This window comes from Streptomyces adustus (genome assembly GCF_009377175.1).
Classification (GTDB): domain Bacteria; phylum Actinomycetota; class Actinomycetes; order Streptomycetales; family Streptomycetaceae; genus Streptomyces; species Streptomyces adustus.
On the sequence record NZ_VJZD01000023.1, the window covers coordinates 35,039 to 50,595 of the forward strand.

Annotated in this window: 14 protein-coding genes; 7 read left to right on the forward strand and 7 right to left on the reverse strand. The window is 71.3% G+C overall.

Annotation, left to right across the window (positions count from 1 at the left end; genetic code table 11):
* The first annotated feature begins 55 nt into the window (after positions 1-55).
* Together FNH09_RS08450 and FNH09_RS08455 are read left to right on the forward strand one after the other, a co-directional pair.
* Entirely contained in the window at positions 56-919 is an 864-nt protein-coding gene (locus FNH09_RS08450) for a LysR family transcriptional regulator (RefSeq protein WP_152886125.1), read from the forward strand.
* A 128-nt stretch (positions 920-1,047) separates the two neighbouring features.
* A complete protein-coding gene (locus FNH09_RS08455) occupies positions 1,048-1,455 on the forward strand; it encodes an SseB family protein (protein ID WP_152886126.1) in 408 nt (135 codons plus the stop codon).
* Positions 1,456-1,727: 272 nt separating this feature from the next.
* Here the strand turns inward: FNH09_RS08455 and FNH09_RS08460 are convergent, their stop codons facing one another.
* Entirely contained in the window at positions 1,728-2,753 is a 1,026-nt protein-coding gene (locus tag FNH09_RS08460; protein WP_238426545.1) for an AraC family transcriptional regulator, read from the reverse strand.
* A gap of 156 nt (positions 2,754-2,909) precedes the next feature.
* Here FNH09_RS08460 and FNH09_RS08465 point away from each other — a divergent pair, with 156 nt between their 5' ends.
* Positions 2,910-4,007 (forward strand): hypothetical protein, encoded by a 1,098-nt coding sequence (locus FNH09_RS08465; protein ID WP_152886127.1) that lies wholly within the window; start codon positions 2,910-2,912, stop codon positions 4,005-4,007.
* A gap of 125 nt (positions 4,008-4,132) precedes the next feature.
* Positions 4,133-5,716 (forward strand): outer membrane protein assembly factor BamB family protein, encoded by a 1,584-nt coding sequence (locus FNH09_RS08470; RefSeq protein WP_338017512.1) that lies wholly within the window; start codon positions 4,133-4,135, stop codon positions 5,714-5,716.
* Here FNH09_RS08470 and FNH09_RS08475 read toward each other — a convergent pair.
* The 6 genes from FNH09_RS08475 to FNH09_RS08500 all read right to left on the reverse strand — a co-directional run bounded on the left by FNH09_RS08475 (position 5,706) and on the right by FNH09_RS08500 (position 11,135).
* Positions 5,706-6,122 carry a MarR family winged helix-turn-helix transcriptional regulator gene (locus FNH09_RS08475; protein WP_152886129.1) on the reverse strand — a complete coding sequence of 139 codons (417 nt, stop codon included), beginning with the start codon at positions 6,120-6,122 and terminating at the stop codon, positions 5,706-5,708. The two genes, FNH09_RS08470 and FNH09_RS08475, sit on opposite strands and share 11 nt — an antisense overlap.
* Before the next feature lie 107 nt (positions 6,123-6,229).
* Positions 6,230-6,580, reverse strand: a complete 351-nt coding sequence (locus FNH09_RS08480) for a VOC family protein (protein WP_152886157.1) — start codon at positions 6,578-6,580, stop codon at positions 6,230-6,232.
* Positions 6,581-6,962: 382 nt separating this feature from the next.
* Entirely contained in the window at positions 6,963-7,994 is a 1,032-nt protein-coding gene (locus tag FNH09_RS08485) for a LacI family DNA-binding transcriptional regulator (protein WP_152886130.1), read from the reverse strand.
* The gene (locus FNH09_RS08490; RefSeq protein ID WP_152886131.1) at positions 7,991-8,896 is read right to left on the reverse strand and encodes a carbohydrate ABC transporter permease; all 906 of its coding nucleotides are present in this window, start codon (positions 8,894-8,896) and stop codon (positions 7,991-7,993) included. The genes FNH09_RS08485 and FNH09_RS08490 overlap by 4 nt, the downstream gene beginning before the upstream one ends.
* Complete coding sequence (locus tag FNH09_RS08495; RefSeq protein WP_162468270.1) at positions 8,893-9,819, reverse strand: ABC transporter permease subunit; 927 nt, start codon at positions 9,817-9,819, stop codon at positions 8,893-8,895. The genes FNH09_RS08490 and FNH09_RS08495 overlap by 4 nt, the downstream gene beginning before the upstream one ends.
* On the reverse strand, positions 9,816-11,135 hold the full coding sequence (locus tag FNH09_RS08500) for an ABC transporter substrate-binding protein (RefSeq protein WP_152886132.1): 1,320 nt from the start codon (positions 11,133-11,135) through the stop codon (positions 9,816-9,818). Before FNH09_RS08500 ends, FNH09_RS08495 begins: the two co-directional genes overlap by 4 nt.
* Positions 11,136-11,374: 239 nt before the next feature.
* Between FNH09_RS08500 and FNH09_RS08505 the strand changes: the two genes are divergently transcribed.
* The 3 genes from FNH09_RS08505 to FNH09_RS08515 all read left to right on the forward strand — a co-directional run bounded on the left by FNH09_RS08505 (position 11,375) and on the right by FNH09_RS08515 (position 15,553).
* Positions 11,375-13,396, forward strand: a complete 2,022-nt coding sequence (locus tag FNH09_RS08505) for a beta-galactosidase (protein WP_152886133.1) — start codon at positions 11,375-11,377, stop codon at positions 13,394-13,396.
* A 119-nt stretch (positions 13,397-13,515) separates the two neighbouring features.
* Positions 13,516-15,075, forward strand: coding sequence for a glycosyl hydrolase 53 family protein (locus tag FNH09_RS08510; protein WP_152886134.1), 1,560 nt, complete (start codon positions 13,516-13,518; stop codon positions 15,073-15,075).
* A gap of 190 nt (positions 15,076-15,265) precedes the next feature.
* Entirely contained in the window at positions 15,266-15,553 is a 288-nt protein-coding gene (locus tag FNH09_RS08515) for an ArsR family transcriptional regulator (protein ID WP_152886135.1), read from the forward strand.
* Positions 15,554-15,557: the final 4 nt, after the last annotated feature.

A 15,557-nucleotide genomic window follows, 5' to 3' on the forward strand; every position in this document is an offset into this window, starting at 1 on the left:
GCCACGACGCCGTTCACGGGAAATGCATAGGCTGATCCGTCTATACGCTTGAGTCATGGATGGCGTCCAGGTGGAGCTTCGGCAGTTGCGCTGTCTCGTCGCGATCGTCGACGAGGGCACGTTCACGGACGCCGGAATCGCCCTCGGCGTCTCCCAGGCGGCGGTCTCCCGCACCCTCGCCTCGCTCGAACGCGGCCTCGGGACCCGGCTGCTCCGGCGCACCTCCCGCGAGGTGACGCCGACGCCGGCCGGACTGAGGGTCGTCGCGCACGCCCGGCGGGTGCTCGCCGAGGTCGACGACCTGGTCCGGGAGGCCACCTCGGGCCACACCCGGCTGCGGGTGGGTTACGCCTGGGCGGCCCTCGGCCGGCACACCCTGGCCTTCCAGCGCAGGTGGGACGACACGCACCCGGAGACGGAACTGCGGCTCGTGCGCGCCAACTCCGCCACCGCGGGCCTGGCGGAGGGCGGCTGCGACCTCGCCGTGGTGCGCAGGGACCCGGGCGACCAGCGGTTCGACTCGGCGATCGTCGGACTGGAGCGGCGCCTGTGTGCCCTGGCGGCCGACGACCCGTTGGCCCGTCGGCGCTCGGTGCGGCTCGCCGAACTCGGCGGCCGCACCCTGCTCGTCGACCGGCGCACCGGCACCACCACGCCCGAGCTGTGGCCCCCCGACGCCCGGCCGGCCGTCGAGGAGATCCACGACGTCGACGACTGGCTCACCGTGATCGCCACCGGCCGGTGCATCGGCATGACCGCCGAGTCCACCGCCAACCGGTACCCGCGGCCCGGCGTCGTCTACCGGCCGGTACGGGACGCCGAACCCGTAGCCGTACGGCTCGCCTGGTGGCGCGACGATCCGCACCCCGCCACCCAGGCCGTGATCGAGGTGCTCACCGAGCTCTACCGCCAGGGCTGACGGACCCGCTCCGCTTGTTGCGCGGAGTCGTGCATGGCCGCGACCGTCGTGGGTACGCGAACCCAGCCGCGCCCGGTGCCCGTGCGGGCGGGGCAGGCCCGACGACCACCGCTACCAGGGGACCCGAGATGGAGACACCCGCCCACCGCGAGGCCGGCAGCACCGCCCGACGGGCGCTGACCGCGCTGGCCGAGAACACCCAGGACATGGTCGCGCTGGACGCGCTCGCGCACAGCGACGTGCTCGTACCGGTACCCGACGACGTCCCAGAGGAGAGCGCCGCCGATCTCACCACCGTGGCCCTGCCCGTCCTGGAGTACCAGGGCGGGGAACCGGTGGTGCCCGTGTTCACCTCGGAACCGGAGATGGCCCACCTGCTGCCGTTCGTCTCGCGCTATCGCCTGGTGCCGCTGGGCGCGCTCGCCGCGCAGTGGCCGGACGGCGAGCTCTCGCTCGCCATCGACGGAGCCGCGGACCATGCCCTGACGCTCACGTCGGAGGGCGTTCGCACGCTGCTGGCCCGGCCCGGGGGCTGAGAGCTGTTCGGAGCTCCAAGGGGCGCACCCCGGCGGCCGACGGAACCCGACCGCCGGATTCTCGGGGGAGCGGCCGGTCCCGAAGAGCGCGGGCGTTTCACGCGCCCTCGCGCGCCCTGGCTCTGCCTGGGGTGAGCGGCGCCGACCCCGTTCACCCCATTCGATCAAGGCTAGGCGCGTGCGACGGCGCGGACGCTCCGGAATGCGAAGCCCATGTCCGTATTCCGCACATGATTCCGCACATGATTCCGCACGCGGTGGTCCGGTCGTCGTCACTCGGTACGCAGCGTCTGGGACGGCGACTCCCCGAAGCGGGTCCGATAGCGCTGCGCGAACCGTCCGAGATGGCTGAAGCCCCACGCGTAGGCCACGTCGGTGACCGTGGTCGTCCGCGGATCCGCGGTCCGCAGCTGCTCACGCACCCGCCGTAACCGCACCTCGTTGACGTACGACATCGGGGACATGCCCACATGCCGACGGAAGGCGTCCTGGAGGGTCCGCACGCCGACCTGGGCGATGGCGGCGAGGCTGGTCGCGTCGTACGGCTCGGCCGGCCGGTCGTGGACGACGTCCATGACCCGTTTCACCGGCGCGGGCCGCAGCCGGGGGCCGGGGATCTCCAGCTCCTCGCGGTAGTTGTGCCCGGCGGCGTACAACACGCCTTCCAGCAGGGTCCGTTCGATCGACGCACGGATCAACGGCTGGCCCAGCAGCCCGCCCGGTACATCCTTCTCCGACAGGGACCACCGCGCCAGGTTCGCCCAACTCAGCCCAGGGCCCTGCGTGATGTCGACGTACGGCGCGAAGCGGGGACGGCCTCCGAGCGGTCTGCCGAGCAGGCCCTCCAGCCGCCGGTGCACCGCCGCCCGGTCGAGCTTGACGGCCAGGGCCCGGCAGTCGCGGGACCATTCGTCGACCTGGACCGGACGGTCGGGGTCGAGGAAGAGGGCCCGGTCGGGCGTCGCGTACGAGGCGGCCTCGCGCCCCTGTCCGACCCGGAACCGGCCGGTGAGCGGCAGGGCCACGTGGTAGGCGCGCGGCTCGACGAACTCCATCGCCACCTCGGTGCCGAAACTGAGCTCTCCGACGGTGAGTTCACCGAGCTCGACCACGCTCATCTCGGTGAGGAAGGTGTCCGGGGAACCCGGCACGTCCAGACTCAGGTCGTAGTAGTGGCTCGCGATCGCGTCATGGGACTCGTCCACGGATCGCGTGCGGTAGCTGCTGAACCGGACTGCCGACTGCTCCTGGCCCATGGCGACGCTCCCTGCTGCGGCCTTTGCCGTCCTGTGCGGCATTCGTGGAGCATGATGGCACCGCGGGCGGTTCGCGCCGACCCCCGCGACGGTGTGTTCGACATGGAGCGCGAGGTCGGATCCCGCGCCGTGCGGCCCTGCCGATCGTACCGATCGCGCCGACCGTGGACCGGCCGTGGCGCGGGCCAGAATGACCACATGCTCTGGATCTCCGGCGTGGCCGGCGGACTCGTCCTCCTACTCGTCCTCAGCAGCATCCTGCGCACCCTCGTGGTGCCGCGCGGTCTCTACTCCGTGCTGGTCTTCCGGCTCTGGTGGCTGCTGCGCCGACTGCTGCGGCTGGCCGCGCCGTCCGGCGGCTACCGTGCCGTCGACCGCGCGCAGACCTGGCTCGCCCCGCTGATACTGATCGGCATGCTCGCGACCTGGCTGGGCGGAGCCCTGATCGGTTACGGCCTGCTGCTGTACGCGCTGTCCCCGCTGTCCTGGACGACCGCCTTCCGCGAGGCGGGCTCCAGTCTGTTCACCCTCGGGTTCGCCAGCGGCGCGCGGATCAGCCTGTCGGCGCTCGACTTCGTCGCGGCGGCCACCGGCCCGGTCGTCATCGCCCTCCAGATCGCCTACCTGCCCACCCTCTACGCCGCCTACAACCGGCGCGAACTGGAGGTCACGCTGCTCCAGTCCCGGGCCGGGGAGCCCGCCTGGGGCCCGGAGATCCTGGCCCGGCAGTGGCTCGTCGACACCGAGACGGCCCTGCCCGAGCTGTACCGGTCCTGGGAGCGGCTGGCCGCCGACATGGGCGAGAGCCACTCCACGTATCCGGTGCTGCTCGCCTTCCGCTCGCCCCGGCCGTACCGCAACTGGCTGGTGGGACTGGTCGCCGTGATGGACGCGGCGGCCATGCAGCTCGCGCTGACCCCGCGGATCGCCCCGCCGGAGGCCCGGCTGGTGCTGCGCGCCGGGTTCACGGCACTGCGGGACATCGCCCGCTCGGTACACGTCCCGTTCGACGCGGATCCGGCCCCGGACGCCCCGATCAAGCTCACCTTCGCCGAGTTCGAGGAGGCGGTGGCGATGCTGGAGCGCACGGACTTCCGCGCCGAGCGCAGCCCCCGCGAGGCCTGGCCGCACTTCCACGGCTGGCGGGTCAACTACGAGGCCATCGCCCACGAGCTGTGCCGCCGCTGCGACGCGGTACCGGCGCCGTGGACCGGCCCCCGCGACTTCCGGGCCGTCTCGGTCTCCCCGCAGCGTCCGGCCGACCGGCGGCCGCAGTCGCCCGCGGCGGGGCAGTGAGGGGACGGTTCCGGCGGCCGGTACGCCGCTGACATGATCCGATCCGCCGCGTTATGCTCCAGACGCTTGCGACGGGGGAGCGGCACCGGGGGGTGCCGCGGTACGCAACAGGGTGGGGGCCACAGGTGGTTGAGGACGCGCGACCGCGCGCAGGGTGGACACTGGCGTGGACCGCGGCGGCCGTCGTGGCGGCGGGGGCGGTCATCGGACTGGCGGTGGAGTTCCACTGGCTGGGGTGGACGTCGATCCCCGGCGGTTCCTGCGGCAGCGACCTCGACCCCTGCCCCGACGGCACCATGCCGACCATCCTGCTGGCGTTCCTGTGCACCTTCGCCGGGTTCGGTGCGACGGCCGCGGCCCTCGCCGCGTTCACCCGGATCCGTCCCGGCCGGGCGCTGCCCGCCGTGCTCGTCGTGGTGGGCGTGCTGCTCGCCCTGTGGCCCGGCCGGCAGTTCTACGTGTGGTTGCGCGGTCCGGTCCTCGACCCCGTGTGGCAGGCCGACCGCGACCGCCCGTCGACGGTGCGCGGCCTCGGCGTGTGGACCGTCGGCGAGAACGCCGCGACGGTGGTCCGCGTACGCGGTGACGCGCTCGTCGCGTACGACTCCCGCGACGGGGACCGGCGCTGGTCCCTGACGGCGCCGGTGCGCGGGTCGGTGTGCGCGATGAGCGCGAGTGTCGTCGACGGTGTCGGTCTGGTCGGCTTCGGACGTTACGGAAAGCCGTGCGACACCGTGTGGGGCGTCGATGTGCGCAGCGGCCGCAAGCTGTGGCAGCGGGAGATCAGCGGTGTACCCGCGTTCACCACCGCGTCGGACGGCCTGCTCACCGCCGACCGGGGCGTGGCCGTGGCGCTGGCGGACGGCGCGGTGCACGGCTACGGCCTCGCGGACGGCACGCCCCGCTGGACCGCGAGCCTCAGCGGGACGAGCGGCACGCGCGACGGCGGCGCGGACAAGAAGGAGGGCGGCGGCGCGGACACCGGCACCGGGTGCGAGCCGCTGGTCGGCTCCGCCGCCGGTGGCACCACCAGGGTCGTCGTCACCTGCACCGCGAGCGACGCGACGACCACCTCGGCACGGTTGGTGACCCTGGACAACGCCACCGGCCGGGAGGTCGGGAGCCGTCGGCTGCCGGTGGAGAGTCCCGTCGACACCGCCATGGTGGTCTCGGCCGACCCGTTCACCCTGCTGCTCAAGGAGCGGGACGCTCGCGGCGTCGCCGCCGTACTGGCGTACTCCGGCACGGACGACGGCGACCCGGTGGAGATCCCGCTCAGCGGGAGCGAGGAGGATCTGGCCGTCGCTCCGGTGGCCGAAGCCTTCGCCGCGCGGCCCGCGCTGTCGGCGACGGTCGGCGACGGCAGGCTCGTCGTGGCGGCCGCGCGACCCGGCGCCGACGGACCCGACCGGGTCGTCGGCTACTCGCTGCGGGACGGAAAACGGCTCTGGCACCAGGACCTGGGCGGCACGGTCACCGCCCTCGCGCCCGCGGGTCGCGGCCAGGTGGCGGTGTTCGGGGGCGCGGACCGGCTGTGGCGGCTCGACACGGGGGACGGGCACCGCCTGGGGGCGGACGACGGGACCCTGGTGCGTGACGTCGACGGCAAGGTCGAGCACACCGCCCAGCTCCTGAGGGCGGACGACACCTGGATCGTCGTCAACTCCGACGGCGACAGCCGTCCCCCGGTTCTCGGGGTCAGGGGCTGACGGATGGTTCGGCCTGCTCCTCGGTCAGCATCCGGGCCAGCGCCGCGCGCTGCAACGGCAGTACCTCGGCGTGCAGGTCGCGCCCCTTGCGGGTGAGCGCGACCCACACACCGCGGCGGTCCTCCACACAGACGGAACGCTCGACCAGACCGTCCTTTTCCAGCCGCCCGATGAGGCGGGACAGCGCGCTCTGACTCAGATGCACCCGCCCGACGAGGTTCTGCACGCGGCAGAGCCCGCCCTCCACGGGCGACTCGGCGTCGAGGATGTCGAGCACCTCGAAGTCGCTCGCGCCCAGGCCGTACGGGTGCAGCACACGGTCGATCTCGCACATCGTGCGTGCGTGCACCGCCAGGATGTCCCGCCACTGTTGTTCGAGCCGGGCGGTCGCCGTGTTCACTGCCATACCCGCACGGTAACACCGAACCGGCCATTTGTTGAGTATGCAACTAGTGCATGCGCATGCGGCGGAACCGGCGGAACCCGGTCTCAAGCCACCGTGTCGTCCCGGTCTCAGGCCACCGGGTCCTCGATGAGCCCCACCATGTTCCCCTCGGCGTCCTTCACGGACGCGATCAGCCGCCCGCCGCCCACGTCCTGCACGTCCTGCACGGTCTCGGCGCCCGCCGCCACCAGCGCCGCGAGCTGCGCCCGGATGTCGGTGACGTGCCAGAACGGCACCGGCCCGGTCAGGCCCTTGCCGTGTCCGTTCGGGTCGAGGCCCACGTCCTGGCCGGCGTCCTTGAACCCGACGTAGTAGGGCTCGTCCACGTACGGCTCGACCCCCAGCAGCGCGCTGAACAGGGTCTTCGCCTGGGCGAGGTCCTTGACGGGGTAGATGATCGTCTTGACGCCCGCGGTCATGGCGTACTCCTCGGTGAAGGTGGGGGCCGACAGGCCGACGCGGCGCGCCGGTGTCGTACCGGCGTGTTCCGTCGGTGCTCTCACGTTAAGCCGGGCGACCGCTCGGCGGCTTCTCCGATCCTGACCGGTCGGCGACCGTCAGGCGGCCGACGGCCCCACCCGCGACGGACCGGTCCGGGAAGCACGGACGGTGCCGCCCGTTCCCCCGAACGATGACCGGTCCGCCCGCGCCACGGCCACTCACGTCGGCACCCGAACGGTGACCGGCCCGACCGTGCCACGGCCACTCACGTCGGCACCGGAACGGTGACCGGTCCGCCCGCGCCACGACCACTCACGTCGGTCCCCGAACGATGACCGGCCCGACCGTCTCACGTGCCGCTCATGTCGATTCGCGCTTGACCAGCTCGGTCGGCAGGATCACCGCGGCCGTGTCCTCGCCGCCGATCTGGGCGAGCAGCACGCGCACCATCTCGTTGCTGATCCGGTCCCAGGGCTGACGGATGGTGGTGAGGGCGGGCGTGGCCGCGACCGCCGCGGGGGAGTCGTCGAAGCCTCCGACAGCGATGTCATCCGGCACCCGCAGACCGGCCCGCCGCAGCGCGGCCAGCACGCCCTGGGCCATCAGGTCGGAGGCGACGAACACCGCGTCCAGGTCGGGGGCCTGCGCGAGCAGCCGCTCGGCGCCCGCCTCGCCGCTGGCCCGGCTGTAGTCGCCGGAGACGACGAGCCGTTCGTCGAAGTCGACACCGGCCTCGGCGAGCACCTCCCGGTAGCCGGCGAGCCGCTCCACACCGCCCGGGGTGTCGAGCGGACCGGTGACCACGCCGATCCGGCGGCGGCCGAGCGACAGCAGATGACGCACCATGTCCCGGGCGCCGTCCCGGTCGTCGGCGGCCACGTAGCTCACCTTGGAGCCGAGCCCGATCGGCTTGCCGCACGCGACGAGCGGCACGCCCGCCGCGCACAGCTCCTCCGCCACCGGGTCGCCGGAGTGGCTGGAGACCAGCAGCACCCCGTCCACGTGCCCGGCGGTGATGTAGCGCGCTATGCGCCGCCGCTCGTCCTCGGTGCCCGCCAGCATCAGCAGCAGCGGTATGTCGTGCGCGGCCAGCGCCTGGGTGCAGCCGCGCAGCAGGATGTTGAAGTTCGGGTCCTCGAAGAACCGCTCCTGCGGCTCGGTCAGCAGGAAGCCGACCGAGTCCGACCGTCCCGTGATGAGGGAGCGGGCGTGCCGGTTGACGACGTAGCCCGTGCGACGGATGGCGGCGTTGACCGCCTCCTGTGCGGTGGGGCTGACGTAGTGGCCGCCGTTGAGCACGCGCGAGACTGTGCCCCGGGAGACCCCTGCCTCGCGCGCCACGTCATGGATGGTCGGCGGCTTCCGCCGGCCCCCCGCATTGTTCATGGTCATGACTTTACGGCCCCGGACAGCAGGTCCAGGCTCCAGAACCGTTGAACGACCAGGAAGAGCGCGATCAGCGGGAGCACCGCGAGGAAGGCGCCCGTGATCACGAGGGTGTACAGGGCCGGGGTGTTCGACCCCTGTTCCAGGAGGGTGTACAGGCCGACCGTGAGCGGGAACTTCTCGTCGTCGCTGAGCATGATGTACGGCAGCAGGAAGTTGTTCCAGACCGCCACGAACTGGAACAGGAACACGGTGACCAGTCCGGGCACCATCATCGGCAGCGCGATCCGGGTGAAGATCCGCCACTCGCTCGCCCCGTCCATCCGCCCGGCCTCGACCACGTCGGAGGGGACCGCGGCGGCGGCGTAGATCCGGGCGAGGTAGACGCCGTAGGGGGCGAGGATCTGCGGCAGCAGCACGGACAGCTGGGAGCCGGTGAGGTCGGCCTTCGCCATCAGCAGGTACTGCGGGACGGCGAGGATCACCGGCGGCATGAGGACGCCCGCCAGCAGGAGGTTGAACAGGGTCTCCCGGCCGCGGAAGCGGTAGATCGCCAGCGCGTAGCCGCTCACGGCCGAGACGGCCGTCGACAGCAGGGCGCCCAGGCCGGCGTAGAGGGCGGAGTTGCCCATCCACTTCCAGTACACGCCGTCGCGATAGGTGCTCAGCTCCTTGACGTTGTCGGTGAAGCCGCTGCCCGGCAGGAAGGTGAACGTGGAGAAGAGTTCGTGACCGGACTTGGTGGACGCGATCACCACCCAGGCCACCGGGAGCAGGCAGTACAGCGCGCCGAGCAGCAGGGTCACGGTCGGGACCAGCGCGATCCGCCGGTGCAGCGGCGGCCCCTGGGCGGTGCCCGGGGTGGTGCCGGCGGCGGGTGCGGCCTTGCGGACGGCAAGAGAACTCATCGGGCGGCCTCCTGCTTGTTGCGGCGGTTCGCGGCCCGCAGGAACCCGAAGGACAGCACGAGCGTGACGAAGGCGATCAGTGTCGCCTCGGCGGCGGCCGCGTAGATGTCCCCCTTGCCGAAGGCGTCCTGGTACACCTTCATCAGCGGACTCCAGGTGGTGGGCAGGGAGTTGGTGAGCGGTTTGAGGGTGGTGGGTTCGTTGTACACCTGGAGCGTCGCGATGATCGAGAAGAAGAAGGTCAGCACCAGCGAGGGCGCCACCATCGGGATCTTGATCCGCAGCGCGATCTGGAGCGGGGTGGCGCCGTCCAGCTCGGCCGCCTCGTACACCTCGGCCGGGATGGCCTGGAGCGCGGTGTAGATGACGATCATGTTGAAGCCGGTGCCGCCCCAGACCGCGATGTTCGACAGGGCGAGGTAGAGCGGACCGCCGTCCAGCAGGTCCGGCTGCGGCAGGCCCAGTTTCGCCAGTACGAAGTAGAAGGGGCTGACGTCGGGCAGGTACAGGAAGCCCCACAGCAGCGCGGCCACGACGCCGGGGATGGCGTACGGCAGGAAGATCGCGAGCCGGGTGAACGGGGCGAGCCGCACCTTGTCGGCGTCGAGCATCAGCGCGAAGAGCAGGGCGAGCCCGAGCATCACGGGCACGACGATGCAGCCGTAGCCGAGGACGTGCAGCGCGCCGCCGAGCAGTTCGTCGTCCGTGAGGGCGGCGGTGTAGTTCTGGAACCCGGCCCAGACCTCCTGCCGGGCGCCCGAGCCCAGGCCGAGCCCGGAGACGTGCACCTTGCGGAAGCTGAGCCAGAGCGCGTACCCGATGGGCAGCGCGAAGAACAGGCAGAAGAGGATCGTCGCGGGGAGCAGGAAGGCGTACGGGGCCCCCTTGACCCCGTACGACCTCCGGTGTGCCGGGGTGGTCACTGAGCGACCCCGAAGCCCTGCTTCTTGAGGTCGGCCACCGTCTCGTCCTGCATGGAGTCCAGGGCGGCGGCGAAGTCCGACTTGTTCTTCGCGGCGGCGCCGAAGGCGTCGTTGAACGACGCGTAGGCGACGTTCACGTTCGGGCCCCACGCGGACGGCGCGGTGGTCTCGGCGATCTTGGCGGCCTGGGTGTAGAAGTCGGCCTGGTTGGCGAAGTAGTCCGGCGGGGTGAGGAAGGCGCCGCTGGTCTGGGCGGCCTTGGAGGCCGGGTAGATGCCGCTCTCCTTGGCCAGCGCGTTGAGCGCGTCCTTGTCGGTGTTGAGCCACGCGGCGAACTCGGCGGCGGCCGCCTGGTGCTTGGAGTCCGTGGTGACGGCCGTCGAGGAGCCGCCCCAGCTGCCGGTGACGTTCTCGCCCGCGGACCACTGGGGGAGCGGGGCCATGGCCCACTTGCCCTTGGTGTCGGGTGCCGCCGTGGTGAGCGTGCCCGGCGCCCACACGGCGCTGACCCAGGCGATCTGCTTGCCGGTGTCGAGGGCCTTGTTCCAGGCCGGGGTGTACATCGGCTGGTTGTCGATGACGCCCTCCTTGACCAGGCCGCCCCAGAACTTGGCGACCTTCTGGCTCGCCGCGTCGTTGATGCCGACCTTCCACTTGTTGCCGGAGGCCGTCCACCACTTGGCGCCGGCCTGCTGGGCCAGGCCCGCGAAGAGGCCCGAGTCGTTGGCGGAGAACGTGGTGAGGTCCGTGTCCGGCGAGGCCTTCTTCAGCTTGCGGGCGGTCTCGGCGAACTGGTCCCAGGTCGTGGGGACCGTCAGGCCGTACTTCTTGAACAGATCCTGGCGGTAGTAGAACATCATCGGCCCGATGTCCTGCGGGATCGCGTAGACCGCGTCGGTGCCGAGCGTGGTCTGCTGCCAGACGCCGTCGGCGAACTCGTTCTTCGCGTCGCCGACGTTCTTGGATATGTCGGCCAGCGCGTCGTTGCTGACCAGGGTCGGCAGCGCCTGGTACTCGGCCTGCACCAGGTCCGGCGCCTGCTTGGCCTTGTGGGCGGTGAGGATCTTGGTGATCAGCGAGTCGCCGGAGGCCTGCTTCTTGACCGTGACGGTGATCTGTTCCTTCTTGCCCTGGCCCTTGTTCCACAGGTCGACGACCTTGTCCATGCCGGGCGTCCAGGTCCAGTACGTGAGCGAGACCGGCCCCGACGCGGCCTCGCCGGTGTCGCCGGACGAACCGCAAGCGGCGAGGGCGGTGGCGCCGAGGGCGACGGCGACGGTGGTTGCCACGAGGCGACGGCGCTTCGTGTTCGGCATGGATCTCTCCCCTGACCTGGGGCCCCCGCCCTGATGCGAGGGCCTGCCATGCTGCTGTGAGCGTTCACATGATCAAGGTCTCGATGCGGCATGAGACCCTGCCATGCGTCTGTGAGCGTTCACAGTAGAGAAACATCCCAGACACTTGTCAATGGTTGTTGCTGTGCGGTTATGTTGGGCTCACGCCGCCAACGATGTGTGTGCACGTTCCCAAATGATCGATTAAACGGGAGAGATCCATGCCGGACACCACCCCCAGTGGCCTCACCAGGCTCGCCTTCGGTGGGGACTACAACCCGGAGCAGTGGCCGGAATCCGTCTGGCGCGAGGACGTCCGGCTCATGCGGGAGGCCGGCGTCACCATGGTGAGCGTCGGGATCTTCTCCTGGGCGCTCCTGGAGCCCGCGCCGGGCGTCCACGACTTCGGCTGGCTCGACCGGCTGCTCGACCTGCTGCACGAGAACGGCATACGGGCCGACCTGGGCACACCCACCGTGGTCCCGCCCGTGTGGTTCTTCCGCGCCCACCCCGAGGCGCTGCCCGTGACGGCCGACGGCACGCGCTACGCGTTCGGCTCGCGCGGCGCCATCTGCCACAGCAACGCCGCCTACCGGGCCGCCGCCGCGGACATCACCACCCGGCTCGCCACGCGCTACGCCGAGCACCCCGCGCTCGCCCTGTGGCACGTGCACAACGAGTACGGCGTCCCCGTCTCGGCCTGCTACTGCGACTCCTGCGCCGCGCACTTCCGGCGCTGGCTGGCGGACACGTACGGGACCGTCGAGGCGGTCAACGAGGCCTGGGGCACCGCCTTCTGGGGCCAGCGCTACGCCTCCTTCGACGAGATCGAGCCGCCCCGGCTGACCCCCACGGTCGGCAACCCGGGCCAGGCGCTGGACTACAAGCGCTTCGCCGACGCCACGATGCGCGAGAACTTCACGGCCGAGCGGGACATCCTGCACCGGCTGGCCCCCGGCGTCCCGGTCACCACCAACTTCATGACGGCCCTGAGCCAGTGCGACTCGGTCGACTACTGGGCCTGGGGCCGCGAGGTCGACCTCGTCAGCAACGACCACTACCTGATCACCGACGGCCGCCGCACCCACGTCAACCTCGCCATGGCCGCCGACCTCACCCGCTCGGTGGCCGGCGGAGCCCCCTGGCTGCTGCTCGAACACTCCACCTCGGGCGTCAACTGGCAGCCCCGCAACCCCGCCAAGGCTCCCGGCCAGATGGCCCGCAACTCCCTGGCGCACGTGGCCCGCGGCTCCGAGGGAGCGATGTTCTTCCAGTGGCGGCAGTCGCGGCGCGGCGCCGAGAAGTTCCACTCGGCGATGCTTCCGCACGGCGGCACCGACACGCGCGTGTGGCGCGAGGTCGTCGAACTCGGCGCCGCGCTCGACTCGCTCGGCGCCGTCCGCGGCACCCGCACCCGGGCGGACGTGGCCGTCCTGTGGGACTGGCACTCCTGGTGGGCGCAGAACCTCCAGTGGCGCCCCAGCGAGGACCACGACCCGCGCGAGCGCGCCGACGCCTTCTACGAGGCCCTGTACGACCGCCACCTCACGGTCGACTTCGCCCACCCGGAAGCCGACCTGTCGGCCTATCCCCTGGTCGTCGTACCCGCCCTCTACCTGATGACCGAGGCCGCCGGGAACAACCTCCAGGAGTACGTCGAGAACGGCGGCACCCTCGTCGTGTCCTACTTCTCGGGCATCGTCGACGAGCACGACGCGGTGCACGAAGGTGCCTGCCCGGGCGCGCTGCGCGACGTCCTCGGCCTGACCGTGGAGGAGCTCTCGCCCCTGCTGGCCGGCGAGTCGGTGCGGATCACCGGCCCCGACGGCGGCGAACTCGGCGCCGACGTGTGGACCGAGTTCGTCGTGCCGCGCGGCGCCGAGACCGTCTGGACGTACGCCGACGGCCTGACCGCGGGCCGCCCGGCCGTCACCCGCCACCGCCTGGGCGAGGGCACCGCCTGGTACGTCTCCACCCGTCTGGGTCCCGAGGGCCTCGACGCGCTCCTCGGCCGGGCCGCCCAGGACGCGGGCGTCGCCCCGTACGCCGAACTGCCCCGCGACGTCGAGGTGGTGCTGCGCACCGGCGAGGCGGGCGAGTACCTGTTCGCCGTCAACCACACCGCCACGGACGCCAAGGTGCCGCTCCACGCGCACGGCACCGAACTGCTCACGGGCGAACGCGCCGCCGGCTGCCTCGCGCTCCCGGCGGGAGCCGTCCGGGTCGTACGACTCGACGGCTGAGCCGATTCTCCCCTCCGTCCGTGCGAGCCGCGAGCCGCGGGCGGAGGGGTGGCGCCCCCTCCCCACCGCACCACCGGGGGCGCTCTCACCCCACCACGTCGAAGGGACGACGGACGAAGATGTTCCATCCCAGACGCACCATCAGGGCCCTGCTGCTCCCGCTCGTCGCCGGGCTCGCCCTCCTCGCGCTGCCCGCCCAGAGCGCGACGGCCGCCAGTACTCTCACCAACGGCGGCTTCGAGGCCGACGGCACCGGCACGGCCGTACCCAGCGGCTGGTCCGAGTCCGGCTCCACCGCCGCCTCGTACGTGGAGGCCGGCGGCCACGGCGGGAGTTACCGGCTGAGCCACTACGCCTCCGCCGCCTACAAGGTGGAGACGTACCAGTACCTCTCCGGGCTGACCAACGGCACCTACACCCTCACCGCCTGGGTCCGCTCGGGCGGCGGCCAGAACTCCGCCTACCTGGCCCTGAAGAACTGCGGGAGCTCCGAACAGCGCACCGATCTGCCGGTCTCGACCAGCAGCTGGATACGGATCGTCACGTCGATCAACGTGACGAACAACCAGTGCACGATCAGCATCAACAGTGACGCGAACGCGGGCAACTGGATCAATGTCGACGACCTGACCTTCGCGTCGGGCACGACCGGACTGTCGATCAAGGGATCCGACATCTCGTCCCTCGCCAAGAGCGAGGCCTACGGCGGGGTCTACAAGACCAGCTCCGGCACCACCGGGGACGCGCTCGCCATCCTCAAGTCGGCCGGCATGAACTACGCGCGCCTGAAGGTCTGGGTCGACCCGGCCGACGGCTACAACAACAAGACCCGCGTGCTGGCCATGGCCAAGCGCATCAAGGCGCAGGGCATGAAGCTGCTGGTCGACTTCCACTACTCGGACTCGTGGGCCGACCCGGGCAAGCAGACCAAGCCGGCCGCGTGGGCGGGGCACTCGTACAGTCAGCTCAAGACGGACGTGTACAACCACACGTACGACGTGCTGAACGCCCTGAAGGCCCAGGGCACCACGGCCGACATGGTCCAGGTGGGCAACGAGATCAACGGCGGCATGCTGTGGTCCGAGGGTTCGACCGACAACTGGTCCCAGCTCGCCGGCCTGATCAACTCCGGCTACAGCGCGGCCAAGGCGGTCTCCTCCGGCACCCAGGTCGCCCTGCACCTGGCCAACGCCGGTGACGACGCCACCGTGCGCTGGTGGTTCGACAACGCGGCCGCCTACGGCATCAACTACGACGTGATCGGCCTGTCCTACTACGGCTACTGGCACGGCACGCTCGCCGCGGCGCAGACCACGCTCGACGACGTCGCCTCGCGCTACGGCAAGCCCGTCTTCGTCGCCGAGACGGCCTACCCGTTCCGTCTCGACAGCGACGACTCGCTCACCAACCAGATCGACACCACCGCCGAACTCGTCTCCGGCTACCCGGCGACGGCGGCGGGCCAGCTGGCCTGGATGAACAGCGTGGCCAACATCGTGGAGGCCGTCCCGAACGGCCGCGGCCTCGGCGTCTTCTACTGGGAGGCGACCTGGACCGCGGTCACCGGCAACGGCTGGGACCCGACCGACGCCACCTCCGGCAACGGCTGGGAGAACCAGGCCCTGTTCGGTTTCGACGACAAGGCGCTCTCGTCGATGGCGTGGTTCAGCCACCGCTGAGCGGATGACGGGGCCCGGCCGTGTGCACGCGGCCGGGCCCCTTCGCGCCTCAGCAGCCCCGCACTCGAACTCCCTTGCTGTGCAGTGCAGTTCGATACCGGTCAGGAGTGGCCGACAGGAGGACGGGACGGTCCGGGCTGCGCCACAGTGGAAGGACGCGGTTCGAGCAGGCTCGGACGGAGGGGGCGAGATGCTGAGGGCTCCGGTCGGCGACAGGCGTCTGGACATCCTGGAGTGGCTCAAGGATCCTGCCGCGCACTTTCCTCCGCAGCGGCACGGCGACCTCGTCGAGGACGGCGTCACCGCCCATGCCGTCGCCGTGAAACTCGGCGTGCGCCGCCGGGTCGCCGAGACCCACCTCGGCCTGCTGGCCCGTATCGGACTGCTGCGCACCACCCGGATCCGGCGCCGCACCTACTACCGGCGCGACGAGGTCCGGATCGCCGAGGTGGCCCGGCTGTTCGAGAAGGGCTGGTAGGTCC